Origin of the sequence: Streptomyces sp. NPDC002328 (assembly GCF_042890065.1) — a bacterium.
In the GTDB taxonomy this organism is placed as follows: domain Bacteria; phylum Actinomycetota; class Actinomycetes; order Streptomycetales; family Streptomycetaceae; genus Streptomyces.
In genome coordinates this window covers 227,569-241,594 of the sequence record NZ_JBIARQ010000003.1, presented here as the reverse complement: position 1 = coordinate 241,594, position 14,026 = coordinate 227,569, and the positions used below count along the sequence as shown (strand labels likewise).

The 14,026-nt window shown below is 71.6% G+C and carries 11 protein-coding genes and 1 tRNA gene; 6 read left to right on the top strand and 6 right to left on the bottom strand.

Going from position 1 to position 14,026, the window contains the following annotated elements:
* Positions 1 to 240: 240 nt before the first annotated feature.
* The 3 genes from ACFYX4_RS10775 to ACFYX4_RS10765 all read right to left on the bottom strand — a co-directional run bounded on the left by ACFYX4_RS10775 (position 241) and on the right by ACFYX4_RS10765 (position 3,592).
* Positions 241 to 316: transfer RNA gene (locus ACFYX4_RS10775), tRNA-Arg, on the bottom strand.
* 101 nt (positions 317 to 417) lie between these two features.
* Positions 418 to 2,025: a helix-turn-helix domain-containing protein gene (locus tag ACFYX4_RS10770; protein ID WP_389329270.1), complete on the bottom strand. Its 1,608-nt coding sequence runs from the start codon at positions 2,023 to 2,025 to the stop codon at positions 418 to 420.
* Positions 2,026 to 2,284: 259 nt separating this feature from the next.
* Positions 2,285 to 3,592, bottom strand: a complete 1,308-nt coding sequence (locus ACFYX4_RS10765) for a M6 family metalloprotease domain-containing protein (protein WP_389329267.1) — start codon at positions 3,590 to 3,592, stop codon at positions 2,285 to 2,287.
* 323 nt (positions 3,593 to 3,915) lie between these two features.
* Here ACFYX4_RS10765 and ACFYX4_RS10760 point away from each other — a divergent pair, with 323 nt between their 5' ends.
* Together ACFYX4_RS10760 and ACFYX4_RS10755 are read left to right on the top strand one after the other, a co-directional pair.
* Positions 3,916 to 4,569, top strand: coding sequence for a TetR/AcrR family transcriptional regulator (locus ACFYX4_RS10760; protein ID WP_389329264.1), 654 nt, complete (start codon positions 3,916 to 3,918; stop codon positions 4,567 to 4,569).
* A 143-nt stretch (positions 4,570 to 4,712) separates the two neighbouring features.
* The gene (locus ACFYX4_RS10755; RefSeq protein ID WP_389329261.1) at positions 4,713 to 6,251 is read left to right on the top strand and encodes an MFS transporter; all 1,539 of its coding nucleotides are present in this window, start codon (positions 4,713 to 4,715) and stop codon (positions 6,249 to 6,251) included.
* Positions 6,252 to 6,404: 153 nt separating this feature from the next.
* Here ACFYX4_RS10755 and ACFYX4_RS10750 read toward each other — a convergent pair whose 3' ends face one another.
* Positions 6,405 to 6,914: a MarR family winged helix-turn-helix transcriptional regulator gene (locus ACFYX4_RS10750; RefSeq protein ID WP_389329258.1), complete on the bottom strand. Its 510-nt coding sequence runs from the start codon at positions 6,912 to 6,914 to the stop codon at positions 6,405 to 6,407.
* Positions 6,915 to 7,113: 199 nt separating this feature from the next.
* Between ACFYX4_RS10750 and ACFYX4_RS10745 the strand changes: the two genes are divergently transcribed.
* Positions 7,114 to 7,881 carry a dioxygenase gene (locus ACFYX4_RS10745; protein ID WP_389330230.1) on the top strand — a complete coding sequence of 256 codons (768 nt, stop codon included), beginning with the start codon at positions 7,114 to 7,116 and terminating at the stop codon, positions 7,879 to 7,881.
* A 66-nt stretch (positions 7,882 to 7,947) separates the two neighbouring features.
* On the opposite strand, the gene ACFYX4_RS10740 is transcribed toward ACFYX4_RS10745, so the two are convergent.
* Positions 7,948 to 8,463, bottom strand: coding sequence for a GNAT family N-acetyltransferase (locus tag ACFYX4_RS10740; protein WP_389329255.1), 516 nt, complete (start codon positions 8,461 to 8,463; stop codon positions 7,948 to 7,950).
* Positions 8,464 to 8,635: 172 nt separating this feature from the next.
* Between ACFYX4_RS10740 and ACFYX4_RS10735 the strand changes: the two genes are divergently transcribed.
* Together ACFYX4_RS10735 and ACFYX4_RS10730 are read left to right on the top strand one after the other, a co-directional pair.
* Positions 8,636 to 9,631, top strand: a complete 996-nt coding sequence (locus ACFYX4_RS10735; protein ID WP_389329252.1) for an RNA polymerase sigma factor RpoD/SigA — start codon at positions 8,636 to 8,638, stop codon at positions 9,629 to 9,631.
* Positions 9,632 to 10,476: 845 nt separating this feature from the next.
* Complete coding sequence (locus tag ACFYX4_RS10730; RefSeq protein ID WP_389329249.1) at positions 10,477 to 11,136, top strand: TetR/AcrR family transcriptional regulator; 660 nt, start codon at positions 10,477 to 10,479, stop codon at positions 11,134 to 11,136.
* A 214-nt stretch (positions 11,137 to 11,350) separates the two neighbouring features.
* Here ACFYX4_RS10730 and ACFYX4_RS10725 read toward each other — a convergent pair whose 3' ends face one another.
* On the bottom strand, positions 11,351 to 12,352 hold the full coding sequence (locus tag ACFYX4_RS10725) for a helix-turn-helix transcriptional regulator (protein ID WP_389329246.1): 1,002 nt from the start codon (positions 12,350 to 12,352) through the stop codon (positions 11,351 to 11,353).
* 63 nt (positions 12,353 to 12,415) lie between these two features.
* Here ACFYX4_RS10725 and ACFYX4_RS10720 point away from each other — a divergent pair, with 63 nt between their 5' ends.
* Positions 12,416 to 13,954, top strand: coding sequence for an MFS transporter (locus ACFYX4_RS10720; protein WP_389329243.1), 1,539 nt, complete (start codon positions 12,416 to 12,418; stop codon positions 13,952 to 13,954).
* Positions 13,955 to 14,026 lie beyond the last annotated feature (72 nt).

Genomic DNA, 14,026 nt, shown 5'->3' with positions numbered 1-14,026 from the left:
GGGGCGTCGCCGTCCCGGGTGGTGTCTTCGCACGGCTTCCTGTGCGTCACTCCGCGCGTTCTCCGGACGCCCACCGGGTGACCCATGCGCGTCCGTAGGCGTTTCCGTACACCGGGTGGATGTGGAACGGGCGTGGGGCGTCATAGCACGCACCGCTCACGCAAACGGCCCCGGACGAGGAGTCCGAGGCCGAGTAAACGCCTCCCTGGAAGAGAAACCCCAGGTCAGATGGGTTACGTGTGGTGCCCCCGGCAGGATTCGAACCTGCGACACCCGCTTTAGGAGAGCGGTGCTCTATCCCCTGAGCTACGAAGGCATGGCAGGGCTGGGGTGCAGCCCGTTGCCGTCCACAGTGTAGCGGTTGGGGGTGTGGGGGCCGGTGCCTTGGTCGGGTTCGGGGGGAGGGGGGCTGGGGGGTCAGGTCAGGGGGACTTGGGTGTGGCGGGATGTCGTGTGGAGGTCGGCTTCGATCCGGGTTGCCGTGGTCAGTAGGTGGGGGAGGATGTCGCGTTCGCATTCCTCCTGGGTGCGGCGGGCCGTGTGGGTGGTCGTGGTGAGGGCTGCGATCGTGCGGCCGGTGCGGTCGTGGAGGGGGACGGCTATCGCGCGCAGGCCCTCCTCCCATTCCTCGTCCAGGAGGGCGTGGGTGGCCTCGCCGGCGTCGAGGAGCAGGCGTCCTGCCGCTGTTTTGCGGGCCGGCAGGCGGGTGCCCGCCGCTATGTCCACGCTCATCACGTGGCGGGCCGGTGTGCGGGCCACGTAGTGGATTTCGTCGCCCGGGGTGGGGGTGGAGGTGGTGAGGACCGCCAGGGACGTGGATTCCTGGACCCGGTCCGTCAGGGCTGCCATGTGGGGGGCCGCGATGCGGGGGAGCGTCGTGCGGGAGAGGGGCGGGAAGCCCAGGGCCAGGACCCGGGGGGTCAGGGAGAAAGTGCGGGTCGTGGCAGAGTGCGTGACCAGGCCCAGGTGTTCGTAGGTGATCAGGGCGCGGCGGGCCGTCGCTCTCGCCAGGCCCGTCGCCCTCGCCACCTCCGACAGGGTCAGGGCGGACCTTCCCTCGCCGAAGGCCGTCAGCACCGTCAGGCCCCGGGCCAGGGATTCGATGAACTCTCGGCCCAACTGCTGCTTCGATCCGCTCGTCCAGGTGGCCAGCCCCGTCGGGGTGGCCGGTGCCGCGGGGGCGGCGGTCGGTCGGCGTAGGTCCTCCTGCATCGCTTCTGCCGCCGTTCGGAGGCGGGGGAGGAGCGTCGTGCGCAAGGACTCGGCCGTGTGGCGGCTGGTGTGGCTCACCACGTTCGCCACGCAGGCGATCCTGGACGTGTCCGGGTGCCGTACCGGGACCGAGACCGCCACCAGGCCCGGTTCGATCAGCTGGTCGTCCAGGGACCAGCCGTCCTGCGCTGCCCTTTTCGTGCGGTGCGCGAAGTCGTCCCGCAGGGCCGCGTCCGCTTCCGGGCGGCGTGGGGGGAGTGCCGGGAAGTCCCGGTCGGCGGGGTCCGACGTGCGGCGGGTGTGCCAGCAGGTCCAGTCGGCGTCCGTCCACTCCGTGGCGAACAGCGGGCCTGGGGCGGTGCGTTCGGCCGGCAGCAGGTCGCCGATGCGGAAGCTCAGGGACATCGCCCGGCGGCGGGTCGCCTGGTGGATGAAGCGGATGCCGTCGCGGTCGGCCACCGCCAGGGAGACGGACTCGTCGAGTTCGTCCGCCAGGTCGTCCGCCCGGCCGCTGAGCAGCGCGGGCAGGCGCAGGGCCGCCAGGTAGGCGTTGCCGAGCTCCATCACGGGCGGTGCGAGTACGGCGTCCCGGCCGTCCAGACGGACGTAGCCCATGCGGGCCAGGGTCGCGGCGATCCGGTCGACCGTGGAGCGGGCCAGGCCGGTGGCGCGTTCCAGGGCGCTCAGGCTCATCGTCCCGCCCGCGGCGGCCGTCAGCTCCCGGAGTACGGCGATCCCGCGGATCAACGGCGTGACCGCCTCCTCCGGGACGGTCGGCGGCTCCCCGGCTGGCGTGGGCGTCTTCGCGGGCATGTGCTCGGTCTCCGGGACGGGTGCGGGGGCGGGACGGGTGCGGGGCGGGGTGGGGTGGCGTCGGCGGTCCCACCGTAATCGGCGCCGCGCGGATCTCTTTCCGGTGGCCGAGGCCGCCGCCGAGTTCTTCCCCTGCGGACCGGGCGCCCTCCAATTCCTTTGACCCTCCCCCTACGACCCCTACGACCCCTACGACCCCTACGACCCCTACGACCCCTATAAACCCCCTAAGACTGCCTCCGGGCTCCCCCAACGACCCCTACGACCGAGTCACCCGCACCCGATAGTTCCCCTCCAGGTCCGCCGCCGTCACCGCGATGCGGAGGCCGCGTACCGGATCCTCGAACTTCTCGCCCGGGGCGAACGGGGCGTCCGAGAGTTCCGCGTGGACGTTCGGGGTGCGGGTGCAGCCGCCGCTGTCGCGGTTGGCGTCGTGGACCCGTACCGGGCCCATGCCGGTGTCCACCTCCGCGTCGACCTTGTAGACGAGGACGCCGGGGCGGCACACCGCCTCGTCGTTGCCGCCGCGGGCGCGCAGCTCGACCGCGTAACCGGTGCGGCGGTCGATCGGTACGACGATCAGCTTGGGGCCGCCGGCGCGGAAGAGCGGGGTGAGGGTGTACTCGGCGGTGCCCGAGGCGACCGCGCAGCGCACCTGGTCGGTGTCCAGCCAGCCCAGTTTCCACTTGTGCCAGCCGAGCAGGTCGTTGTTGGCGCCCCAGTCCTCGCTCATGATGTCCCAGTGGCCCACCGCCCCCCCGCCCTCCTGGGTGTACAGGTCGGGCAGGCCGAAGACATGGCCGTTCTCATGGGGGAGCACCCGGTAGCCGGTGCGGTCGTAGGAGCCCGAGCCGTCGTCCTGCCGGGAGTAGACGAAGGACGCGTTGGCCACCGGGACGCCGTCCGCCACCGGGGCCTCGGTGTTGCCGGCGAACGTCACCGACAGGACCGTGTCCAGCGCGGAGGGCCCGGCGTTGGGCGTGACCAGCACGTTCATGAGGTCGTACGAGTGGAAGTCGACCTTGGGGTCGGCGGCGGCGACGATGTCCTGGACGAGCTGCCGGTAGCCCGGGTCGAAGGGGGCGCCGCGTTCCATGCCGTACTCCTCGAAGGACTTCGGCATGCGCAGCCAGCCGGGGATCGGGGTGTCGGGGCGGTAGTCGAGCCGGCCGTAGGAAGCCGTGCGGAACCACTCCTGGGTCTGCGGGAAGAACTCGCGGAACCGGTCCAGCGCCTTGCCCGCGCCCGGCGCGTCCGAGAAGTCGATCATCAGGGTGAGGGCGCGGACGGTGCCCGTGGAGCGTGCGTAGCCGCCGGGCGTCGGCACCCCCTCGGACATCTGCACGGTGGGGCTGCCGTAGATCAGGCAGGGGGCGTGGGTCGCGGTGCGGGCCGGGGAGACCGGGCCGGCGCCGCCCGTCGCCGGGTTCGGGGGGAGGCGGCCGGAGCCCGCGGAGGTGCTCACGGCGAGGGTCAGCGCCGTCACGGCCGCCAGGGCGGCCGCTCGGCGGGTGCGTATCCAGCGGGGGGAGGGGCGCGGTGCAGGGCGTTCGGGCTGCGGCTGCATGCGGGGACCCTTCGCTCCGGCAGCCACCCGTCACCGGCTGCACCCATGACATCACCCTCCGTCGTGGCATGGTGGTGCGCGCGTTGGGGCGGCCGATCGTGGGTTACCGGAAGGTAGGCGGAAGGGGGGTGAAGGGGGGCTCAGGAGGAGTGACCCAGGTCACAGGAAAAAGGTCCCGCCGTCGGAATTAACGGGGAGCGTTTCCCCGTTTAGCCAGTGTCCGACCGAAACGGGGAACGCCTCCCCGGTTCAAGAGTCCGGACGACGTACCCAGCACCACCGCACCACCGACGAACCCGGCACCACCACTGAAGGAGCACACCGTGCAGACCGCCCACCCCGTACAGCGCAAGGCGACCCGGCCGCGCGCCGACGCCCTGCGCAACCGGGAGCGGATCGTCACCGCCGCCCGGGAGATGTTCGTCGAGCTCGGTCCCGATGTGCCGCTCGACGACATCGCCCGCCGGGCCGGCGTCGGCAACGCGACGGTGTACCGCAACTTCCCCGACCGTGACGCGCTGGTCCGCGAGGTCGTCTGCTCGGTCATGGACCGGACGGCCGAGGCGGCCCGGCAGGCGCTCGCGGAGACGGGCGACGCCTTCAGCGCGCTGGAGCGCTTCGTGCACGCGGCAGCCGACGAACGCATCGGCGCGCTGTGCCCGATGGTCGCCAGCACGTTCGACGAGAACCACCCCGACCTCGTGGCCGCCCGGCTGCGCGCCGAGCAGCTCGTCGGCGAGGTCATGGGACGCGCCCGGCAGGCCGGGCAGCTCCGTGACGACGTCGGCATCGGCGATCTGATGGTCGCCGTGGCCCAGCTCAGCCGGCCGCCGGCGGGCACCGCGTGCCCGAGCGTCGACCGTTTCGTCCACCGCCACCTTCAGCTGTTCCTGGACGGACTGCGGGCACCGGCCCGATCCGTGCTGCCCGGCGCGGCCGTGACCATGGAGGACCTCCGCCAGGCCGCACCGATCTGATCGCACCTCGAATTGACCTGACCTTGACCTGATCTCCCTTCGACCGTCACCCGACCTCACCGAGAACTTCCGGCCGTCGCCGTCGACGCGCCGTCCCTTGGCTCGCCCCTTTTCCGTCACGAAGTCCCGAAGTGGGTACCCCCATGTCTGAAACAGCCAGCAAGGCTCCCGGCGCCGTCCAGGCGGACCCGGGCCGCTGGAAAGCGCTCGTCTTCATCGCGCTCGCCCAGCTGATGGTCGTCCTCGACGCCACCATCGTGAACATCGCCCTGCCCTCCGCCCAGCAGGACCTGGGCATCTCCGACGGCAACCGGCAGTGGGTCGTCACGGCCTACGCCCTCGCCTTCGGCGGTCTGCTCCTCTTCGGCGGCCGGATCGCCGACCTGTGGGGCCGCAAGCGCGCGTTCGTCGTCGGTCTGGTCGGGTTCGCCGCCGCCTCCGCGCTGGGCGGCGCCGCCACCAACGAGGCGATGATGTTCGGCGCCCGCGCCCTCCAGGGCGTGTTCGGCGCGCTGCTCGCGCCCGCCGCGCTCTCCCTGCTCGCCGTGATGTTCACGGACGCCAAGGAGCGCGCCAAGGCGTTCGGCATCTACGGCGCGATCGCCGGCGGCGGCGGGGCCGTCGGCCTGATCCTCGGCGGCTTCCTCACCGAGTACCTGGACTGGCGCTGGACGTTCTTCGTGAACATCCCGTTCGCCGTCGTCGCCGCGGCCGGCGCCTACTTCGTCATCCGTGAGCCGGAGGGCAGCCGCAACCGCTCCCCGCTCGACATCCCCGGCGTCGTCCTGTCCACCCTGGGCCTCGTCGCCCTGGTCTACGGCTTCACCCGCGCGGAGTCCGAGGGCTGGAGCGACTCCCTGACCATCGGCATGTTCGTCGCGTCCGGCGTGCTGCTGCTCGCGTTCGTGCTGGTCGAGGCGAAGGTCAAGGCCCCGCTGCTGCCCCTGCGCGTGGTCACCGAGCGCAACCGCGGCGGTGTCTACCTCTCGCTCGGCCTGGCGATCATCGCCATGTTCGGTCTGTTCCTCTTCCTGACCTACTACCTCCAGGTCGTGAAGGGTTACACGCCGGTGAAGACCGGTTTCGCCTTCCTTCCGATGATCGTGGGCATGATCGCCGGATCCACCCAGATCGGCGCCCGCCTGATGACCCGGGTCCCGCCGCGGCTGCTGATGGGCCCCGGCTTCCTGGTCGCCGCGCTCGGCATGCTGCTGCTGACCCGCATGGAGATCGGCTCCTCGTACACGACCCTGCTGCTGCCGGCGATGCTGCTGCTCGGCCTCGGCATGGGTACGGCGTTCATGCCGGCCATGTCCCTGTCGACCCAGGGCGTCGAAGCGCGCGACGCGGGTGTCGCCTCCGCGATGGTCAACACCTCGCAGCAGGTGGGCGGCGCGATCGGCACCGCCCTGCTGAACACCGTCGCCGCCTCCGCGACCACGTCGTACATCACGGACCACATCGCCTCCGCGTCCTCCGGGCCGCAGCAGCAGCTGGTCCAGCTGGAGGGCATGGTGCACGGCTACACCAGCGCGATCTGGTTCGCCGTCGGCATCCTGGTCGCCGCCGCGGTGATCGCCCTGACCCTCGTCAACGCCGGCAAGCCGGACATGGGCGCGGTGAACGGCTCCGGAGCCGAGGACGCCGACGAGGCCGTACCGGTACCGGTGGTCGCCCACTGACACCCCACGCCGCAGACATGTGCGGGGCGTTGTAAGCGGCGGTTGAACAGCACCCCCAGGGGCGCGGGGAACTGTGTGACCGGCCACTACGGCGCCGCAGCGAACCGCAGCCCCCGCCCACCGGCACGACCACCGGCGCCCCCCAGCGGAGCGTCACCGCAGCCAGGGCAGGTCCGCACCCGCTTCGTTCGGCTGGAGTCCCTCGGCGATGATCTGCATGATCTCGCCGAGGGACTTCTGCTGTTCCGGGGAGAGGCGGTCGAAGAGAGCGTTGCGCACGGCGGCCACGTGGCCCGGCGCGGCGCTCTTCAGCATCTCCAGGCCCTGGTCGGTCAGCACCGCGAACTGTCCGCGCTTGTCCGAGGGGCAGTCCTCGCGGCGCACCCAGCCGTTCTTCTCCAGGCGGGCGACGGCGTGGGAGAGACGGGAACGGGTGATCTTCGCCTGCATGGCCAGCTCGGTCATGCGCAGCCGCCGGCGGGGGGACTCGGCGAGTTTGACGAGGAGCCCGTAATAGATGTGCGGCATCCCCGCGTCACGTTGGAGCTGGCGATCCATGTGATCTTCGAGGAGGTAGGTGGCGTGCAGGTAGGAGCGCCAGATGCGCTGCTCCTCTGCGGTGAGCCACTGGGGCTCTTCAGCGGGTGCGGCAGCCGTCTTCATGCACTCCACTGTACGGGGTTTGTCCTTGAACATTAAACAAGTGGTGCGTACAGTGAGATGGCGATGAAGTTTTAGTTTTCAAGCAAAGGTCGCACAGGACCACACCGTCTACGGGGGCCCGCCCGGACCCTCGGAGGGAGTCGCCGCCATGTCCGCCCCCGCCGCCCAGGAACGCGCCGTCCCGCAGGAGCGGGAGCGCATGCCCGCCCTGTACCTCAGCCACGGGGCCCCGCCCCTCGCGGACGACCCCGTCTGGCCCGGCCAGCTCGCCGCCTGGTCCGCCGGCCTGCCCCGCCCCAAGGCGATCCTCATGGTCTCCGCCCACTGGGAGGAGGCCCCGCTCGCCCTCGGCGCCGTCGAGACCGTCCCCCTGGTCTACGACTTCTGGGGCTTCCCCGAGCACTACTACCGGGTGACTTACGCCGCCCCGGGCGCGCCGGAGCTCGCGGAGGCGGTACGCAAGCTGCTGCGCGCCCCCGGCACGCCCGTCCAGGACATTCCCGACCGCGGCCTCGACCACGGGGCGTACGTCCCGCTCGTCGAGATGTTCCCGGACGCCGACATCCCGGTACTCCAGATCTCGATGCCGACCCTCGATCCCGTGCGCCTGATGGAGATCGGCCGACGGCTCGCGCCCCTGCGCGACGAGGGTGTGCTCATCGTCGGCTCCGGCTTCTTCACCCATAACCTCGCCGCGCTGCGGCACACCGGGGGCGGGGTGCCGGGCTGGTCGGCCGAGTTCGACGACTGGGGGCGGCGGGCGCTGGACACCGGGGACGTCGACGCGCTGCTCGACTTCGCCCACAAGTCCCCGGCGGGCCTGCTCGCCCACCCGCGCACGGAACACTTCGCACCCCTCTTCGTGACGATGGGCGCCGCGGACGCGGCCGGCGAGCTGGGGGAGCAGCGGTCGGTGATCGACGGCTTCTGGCTGGGGCTGGCGAAACGGTCGGTGCAGTTCGGCTGAGACACCGTGCGGCGGTGCCGGGCTGTGCACGCTGTGCGGCGGTGTCGCGCCGTGCCCGGCGTGGAGTTACAGCTCCTTCTCGTGCCAGGCCACGTCCCAATACCTGCCGAACTTGCGGCCGACCTCGCGGTGCGTGCCGATGTGGCGGAAGCCGAAGTGTTCGTGCAGGCGCGTGGACGCCTCGTTGGGCAGGGCGATGCCCGCGTACGCGCGGTGCAGGTCCTCGTCGGCGAGCGCCTCGAACAGGGCGGTGTAGAGGAGCGTGCCGATGCCGCGGCCGCCGGCGTGCGGGGCGACGTAGATCGTCGCCTCCACCGACGTCGAGTAGGCGGGTTTCGCTCGGTAAGGGCTGGATGTGGTGTAGCCCAGAATCTCCTGTGAACCGGCGTCCCTGGCAACCATCAGGCGATACGGCCCGTCTTCAGGGTGGGAGAGCAGCCAAGGGCGGCGCTCTTCCGCCGTGAAGGCCACCGTGTCGAATGTGATGGGCGTCTCACGTACGTAGTGGTTGTAGAGGTCCGTGAGGGCGTCGAGGTCCGCCTCGACTCCCGGCCTGACCTGCACCTCTGTACGTTCCGTCATCATCTCGCCTCCCCGCGTGGCCGGACAGGGTACTGCATGATCAGAAAAATCGTGGGTTGGGTTGGGAATTCTGTCCTGATTCCAGTCGTTGTTTCCATCGGATGCAGGGCACCCGACAAGAGTGCCGAGCGTCCAGGACCACCCGCTGACCCACCATCGCAAGGGAGCACGCATGGCAACCCGTGCCGTCGCCCGTCGTCAGTCCGCCACCGGCGAGACCGGCGCGGCAAGCAGTGTTCGCGTACACGGCGGAGAGCTCGCCGACCGCGATCTGGTCGGCATGTACCTCGACGAGATCGCACGCACGCCGCTGCTCGACGCCGCCAAGGAAGTCGAGCTGTCGCAGATCATCGAAGCGGGTGTGTTCGCGCGACAGGTCCTCGACGGATTCGAGGAGTCCAAGACGGACGCCTCCCGTGAGGAGTTCGAGGCACTCGTCGCCGAGGGGGAGCGCGCCAAGGACGTCTTCATCCGTTCCAACCTCCGCCTCGTCGTCGCGGTCGCCCGCCGCTACCCGCGCAGCGGACTGCCCCTGCTCGACCTGATCCAGGAGGGCAACGCCGGTCTGGTGCGCGCGGTCGAGAAGTTCGACTACCGCAAGGGCTTCAAGTTCTCCACGTACGCGACCTGGTGGATCCGCCAGGCGATCACCCGCTCGATAGCGGACCAGTCGCGCACGATCCGGCTGCCCGTCCACCTGGTGGAGGAGCTGGGCCGCATCCGTCGCGTCCAGCGCGAGTTCAACCGGGAGAACGGCCGCGACCCGGAGCCGATGGAGATCGCCGCAGAGCTGGGCTCCACGCCGGAGCGCGTCGTCGACGTGCTCGACTGGGCCCGTGACCCGGTCTCGCTGAACATGGCGGTCGACGACGAGGGCGAGACGCAGTTCGGCGACCTGCTGGAGGACACCTCCGCGGTCTCGCCGGAGCAGTCCGTGCTGACGCTGCTGCGCAGCGAGGAGCTCGACGGCCTGATCGACCGCCTCGACCCGCGCACGGCCTCCATCATCAAGATGCGCTACGGCATCGAGGACGGCCGGGAGCGGACGCTGACGGAGGTCGGCAAGGAGCACGGCCTCACCCGCGAGCGGATTCGGCAGATCGAGAAGCACGCCCTGCTGGAACTGAAGAAGCTGGCACGCTCGACCGGGTTCGAGGCAGCGGCGTAGCGAAGACGGGGCACGGTCCCGCGACCGACGCGAGGTCACGCGGGCGGCTCTTGGGCCGCCGCGGGCCCCGGCGGGCCTGAGCGGCACGGCCGGCGCGGGTACCTGGGCCGCCGCAGGTCGGTCTGGGCCTGAGCGGTGCGGCTGGGGCGGGTGCTCCGGGCCGTCGTAGGCCCGCCTGGGCTTGGCCACGGCGGCCCGCGCGGGCTTCCTGGCCCTGAGCCGGTACGGGGCCCGTGTTGTGGCGATGGCGCTTGCGTCGGGCGGGGGCTTCAGCGCTGGCGCGTGCACGGCGGTGAGGGCCTCCGGCGCTCCCCGCTGGTGTCGACGCCGGCGTGCGCCCGGTGGCCGAAGTCCGCGCAAACATGGCGGTACAACGCCGCTTAACCGTCTCGACCGGGGGAACAAGACTTCAGGGCACGGGAGTTCGGATCCTCCGGACCCCGAAGCCTCACTGTGACCATGTGGTTGGCCGTAGTTCAGTGTGCGGTGCCTGCTGAGCGAATCCCTCCGCATGCCACGTCCCACAGACCACGTCCCGACGCACCCCCCCCGGCGCCGGGACCTTCAAAAGGCCGGGCCCGGCGCCTTCCCCCCCCAAGGCGCCGGGCCCGCCCTGCTTTCCCGTCCCGGAGTTGCGGGCGCACACGGACCGCGTGGACATGCTGAACGGCGGGGCACCCCGTACCTGAACCCCGGGGTGACCCGCCTGAATGGCAGATTGTGCCACATGGGCATAGCCTGCAAGGGTGACCAGTCCCGCCCCAGCCCCCTTCCCCTCTCGGGAAACCGCTTCCACTTCGCCTGCCTCGGTTTCGCTGACCGAGCGGCGCAAAGCGGCGACCAGGATGGAGATCGCCCGGGCGGCGGCCCGCCTCTTCGTGAGCCGTGGCCTCAAAGCCACCCGCGCCGAGGACATCGCCGGCGCCGCGGGCATCGCGCCCCGCACCTTCTACCGGTACTTCGCCACCAAGGAGGAGGCCGTCGCCCCCCTCTACGCGGCGGGCGCCAGCCGCTGGGCCGAGGCGGTGCGCGACGCCCCGCCCGGACTGCCGTTGCCGGAAGCGCTGGAACACGCGGCACGGCGCACCCTCACCCCGGGCGAGGGAGTGTCGGCGGCGTCCTGGGAATGGGTCCGCACCCTGATCCGCCTGGCCGCGAGCAGTCCGGCCCTGGGCAAGGTCTGGGCCGAGGTCTGCCATGCGTCGGAGGAGACCCTGGCGGAGATCCTGCGGGCGCGAGGGACGGGTTCCCCGGAGCCCGACAACGTTGCCGAGCCGACCCCACGCGAGCCGACCCCGCGCGAACCGTCCCCGCACGAACCGCCCCCGAACGAGCTGACCCCGCACGAGCGTTTCACCGCGGCGGTCGCCGGCGCCGCGGTGCGGGTGGCCGTGGAGAGCTGGGCCAGGGGAGACCACCCGCCGACCGGCTCGAAGGGCCCCGCCGAACTGGCGCTGCGCAACCTCGCGATGCTGCGGGGGATCGGATGGGAGGAGGGGCGCTAGCGGAGAGACGGCCGCCAACTGGCCGTGCGGGCAAGGCAGTCCGCCGTCCGTCGGCCACGGCGGCCCGCTCTGGGTCCCGTCGGCCAAGGCGGCCCGCTCTGGGTCCCGTCGGCCAAGGCGGCCCGCTCTACGTCCCGTCGGCCAAGGCGGCCCGCTCTACGCCCCGCCGGCCAAGGCGGCCCGCTCTACGCCCCGCCGGCCAAGGCAGTCCGCCCTACGCCCCGCCGGCCAAGGTCCCCGCCCTCCCCAACCGCCCGCCCAACTCCCTTACGCACTGCACCAGTTCACTCGGCCCGTGCACCGCGAACTCGCAGCCGATCAGGGCCAGGCGCATCGCCACCCACTCCACCGGGTCGGCGGTGACCCCGCGCAGCCGACAGCCGCCCGCCTCCCCCTCCCCGGATCCGCCCAGCTCCTCCGGTGCGCCGAGCCACGTCGGCAGCCGGCCCGCCACGAACTCCGCCGACTCCGCGAACGTGACGTCGTACGCGTACTCACGGGAATCGGGCCGCCGTTGGATCGACCGGCGCAGGTATTCCGCCGCGTCCCCCGTCGGCAGCTCGCGCGGCGTGAAGCGGGCGCCGGTGGCGAAGGGGTCCCGTACGCGGTCGACGCGGAAGGTGCGCCAGTCCTCCCGTTCGAGGTCGTACGCCACCAGGTACCACCGCCGGCCGGTCGACACCAGCCGGTACGGCTCGGTCAGACGCCGCGACTCCGTGCCGTCCTTCGCCCGGTAGGCGAACCGCAGCCGCTCCTGGCCGGCCACCGTGGACGCCATGACGGTCAGCGTCTCGGGGGCGATGCTCGCGCCGTCGCCGCTGGTCAGCGGGGTGGTCGCGGCCTGGAGGGTGGCGACGCGGTGGCGCAGCCGCGACGGCAGCACCTGTTCCAGTTTGGCCAGCGCCCGCACCGAGGCCTCGTCCACGCCCGCCAGCGCGTGCCCGGCCCCGGCCCGCAGCCCGACCGCGATGGCCACCGCCTCCTCGTCGTCCAGCACGAGCGGCGGCATCGCCTTGCCGGCGACCAGCCGGTACCCGCCGTCCGAGCCCATGGTCGCCTGCACGGGATAGCCCAGTTCGCGCAGCCGGTCGATGTCGCGCCGGACCGTGCGCCGGGACACCCCGAGCCGGTCGGCGAGCTCGCCGCCGGGCCATTCGCGGGGCGTCTGGAGGAGGGAGAGGAGCTGAAGCAGCCGTGCCGGAGTGTCCGTCGTCATGCGTTCGAGCATGCCGTACTACTAGGACATGATCTGACCTACTGCGCTTCTAGCGTTCGGGACATGACTTCCACCGAGACACCGCCCACTTCCTCGGGCACCGGGGCCCGCCGCCGCTGGTTCGCCCTCGCGATCGTGATGACCGCGGCCTTCATGGACCTCGTCGACGTCACGATCGTCAACATCGCCATCCCCTCCATCCGGCAGGAAGCGGGCGCCTCCTGGAGCCAGATCCAGTGGATCACCGCCGGCTACGCGCTGGCGTTCGCCGCCGGGCTCGTCACCGGCGGTCGCCTCGGCGACATCCACGGCCGCAAGCGGGTGTTCCTCGTCGGCATCGGCGGCTTCACCCTCGCCTCCGCGCTGTGCGGGTTCGCCGCGAACCCGGAGATGCTCGTCGCCTCCCGCATCCTCCAGGGGGCCATGGCGGCGCTGATGGTCCCGCAGGTGCTGTCGATCGTGCACGCCACCTTCCCGGCGCACGAACGGGGCAAGGTGTTCGGCCTGTTCGGCGCGGTCGTGGGCCTCGGCGCGGTCTCGGGACCGCTGCTCGGCGCGCTGCTGACGCAGTGGGACCTGTTCGGGCTGGGCTGGCGGCCCATCTTCCTCATCAACCTGCCCGTCGGCGTCGCGGGACTGATCCTCGGCAGCCGCTTCATCACCGAGTCCCGCGCGCCGAGGGCGCTCAAGCTCGACCTCGTCGGCGTCGCGCTCGTGACGCTGGGCCTGCTGATGCTGCTCTACCCGCTCACCCGTGGCCGGGAGCTGGGCTGGCCGCTGTGGGGGTACGTCTCGATGGCCGGCGCGCTCGGCGTCTTCGGCGCGCTGGTCGTGTACGAACGGCGCAAGGGCGCGCGGGACGGCTCTCCGCTGATCGAGCTCTCCCTCTTCCGGGTGAAGAGCTTCGCCGCCGGCATCGCGGTGCAGACGGTCTTCGGCCTCGGCCTCGGCATCTTCTTCCTCGTGTGGACGCTGTACATGCAGGACGGCCTCGGCTGGAGCCCGCTGCGCGCCGGCCTCACCGGCATCCCGTTCTCCCTCGCCGTCTCCACGGCCGCCGGTCTGTCCGTGCAGAAGCTGGTCCCGCGCTTCGGCCGCAAGGTGCTCCAGGCGGGCGCGCTGACCATGACCGTCGGCGTCCTGCTCTACATCTGGGAGTCCGAGCGGTACGGCCTCGGCATCGAGCCCTGGCAGATGGCGCTGCCGCTGGTCGTGATGGGCGTCGGGATGGGCCTGATCGTCGCGCCGCTGACGGACGCGGTGCTGTCGGAGGTGCCGCGCGAGCACGCCGGTTCGGCGTCCGGGCTGATCAACACCGTGCAGCAGATGGGCAACGCGCTCGGCCTCGGCCTGGTGTCGGTGGTCTTCTTCGGCCGGATCGGCGATCGGCTGACCCCGGTCCAGGCGGGCCCGGAGTTCGTGGAGGCGTTCCGGTACGCGCTGGGCTGGGTCGCCGCGGTGATGGGCGCGATCTTCCTGCTGATGTTCGCCCTGCCGAAGCGGCCGGCGCAGCATGTGGAGGGGGCGGAGGGCGCGGCAGAGGAGGGCGCGGCCGGGGACGAGCCGCCCGCGCGGGAGCGGAGGCACGAACTCGTGGGCTGAACGAGGACTGCGACTCGTGGGCTGAACGACTCCGACTCGTGGGTCGAACAAGGACTCCGATGAAGGGCCCGG

What these genes read in the sequence shown, in the direction of transcription:
- ACFYX4_RS10745 (WP_389330230.1), top strand. Translation starts at nt 7,114, where the DNA reads ATGCCCGCCCTGTACCTCAGCCACGGGGCCCCGCCCCTCGCGGACGAC.
- ACFYX4_RS10770 (WP_389329270.1), bottom strand. Translation starts at nt 2,025, where the DNA reads ATGCCCGCGAAGACGCCCACGCCAGCCGGGGAGCCGCCGACCGTCCCG.
- ACFYX4_RS10740 (WP_389329255.1), bottom strand. Translation starts at nt 8,463, where the DNA reads ATGACGGAACGTACAGAGGTGCAGGTCAGGCCGGGAGTCGAGGCGGAC.
- ACFYX4_RS10735 (WP_389329252.1), top strand. Translation starts at nt 8,636, where the DNA reads ATGGCAACCCGTGCCGTCGCCCGTCGTCAGTCCGCCACCGGCGAGACC.
- ACFYX4_RS10720 (WP_389329243.1), top strand. Translation starts at nt 12,416, where the DNA reads ATGACTTCCACCGAGACACCGCCCACTTCCTCGGGCACCGGGGCCCGC.
- ACFYX4_RS10750 (WP_389329258.1), bottom strand. Translation starts at nt 6,914, where the DNA reads ATGAAGACGGCTGCCGCACCCGCTGAAGAGCCCCAGTGGCTCACCGCA.
- ACFYX4_RS10725 (WP_389329246.1), bottom strand. Translation starts at nt 12,352, where the DNA reads ATGACGACGGACACTCCGGCACGGCTGCTTCAGCTCCTCTCCCTCCTC.
- ACFYX4_RS10765 (WP_389329267.1), bottom strand. Translation starts at nt 3,592, where the DNA reads ATGCAGCCGCAGCCCGAACGCCCTGCACCGCGCCCCTCCCCCCGCTGG.
- ACFYX4_RS10755 (WP_389329261.1), top strand. Translation starts at nt 4,713, where the DNA reads ATGTCTGAAACAGCCAGCAAGGCTCCCGGCGCCGTCCAGGCGGACCCG.
- ACFYX4_RS10730 (WP_389329249.1), top strand. Translation starts at nt 10,477, where the DNA reads ATGGAGATCGCCCGGGCGGCGGCCCGCCTCTTCGTGAGCCGTGGCCTC.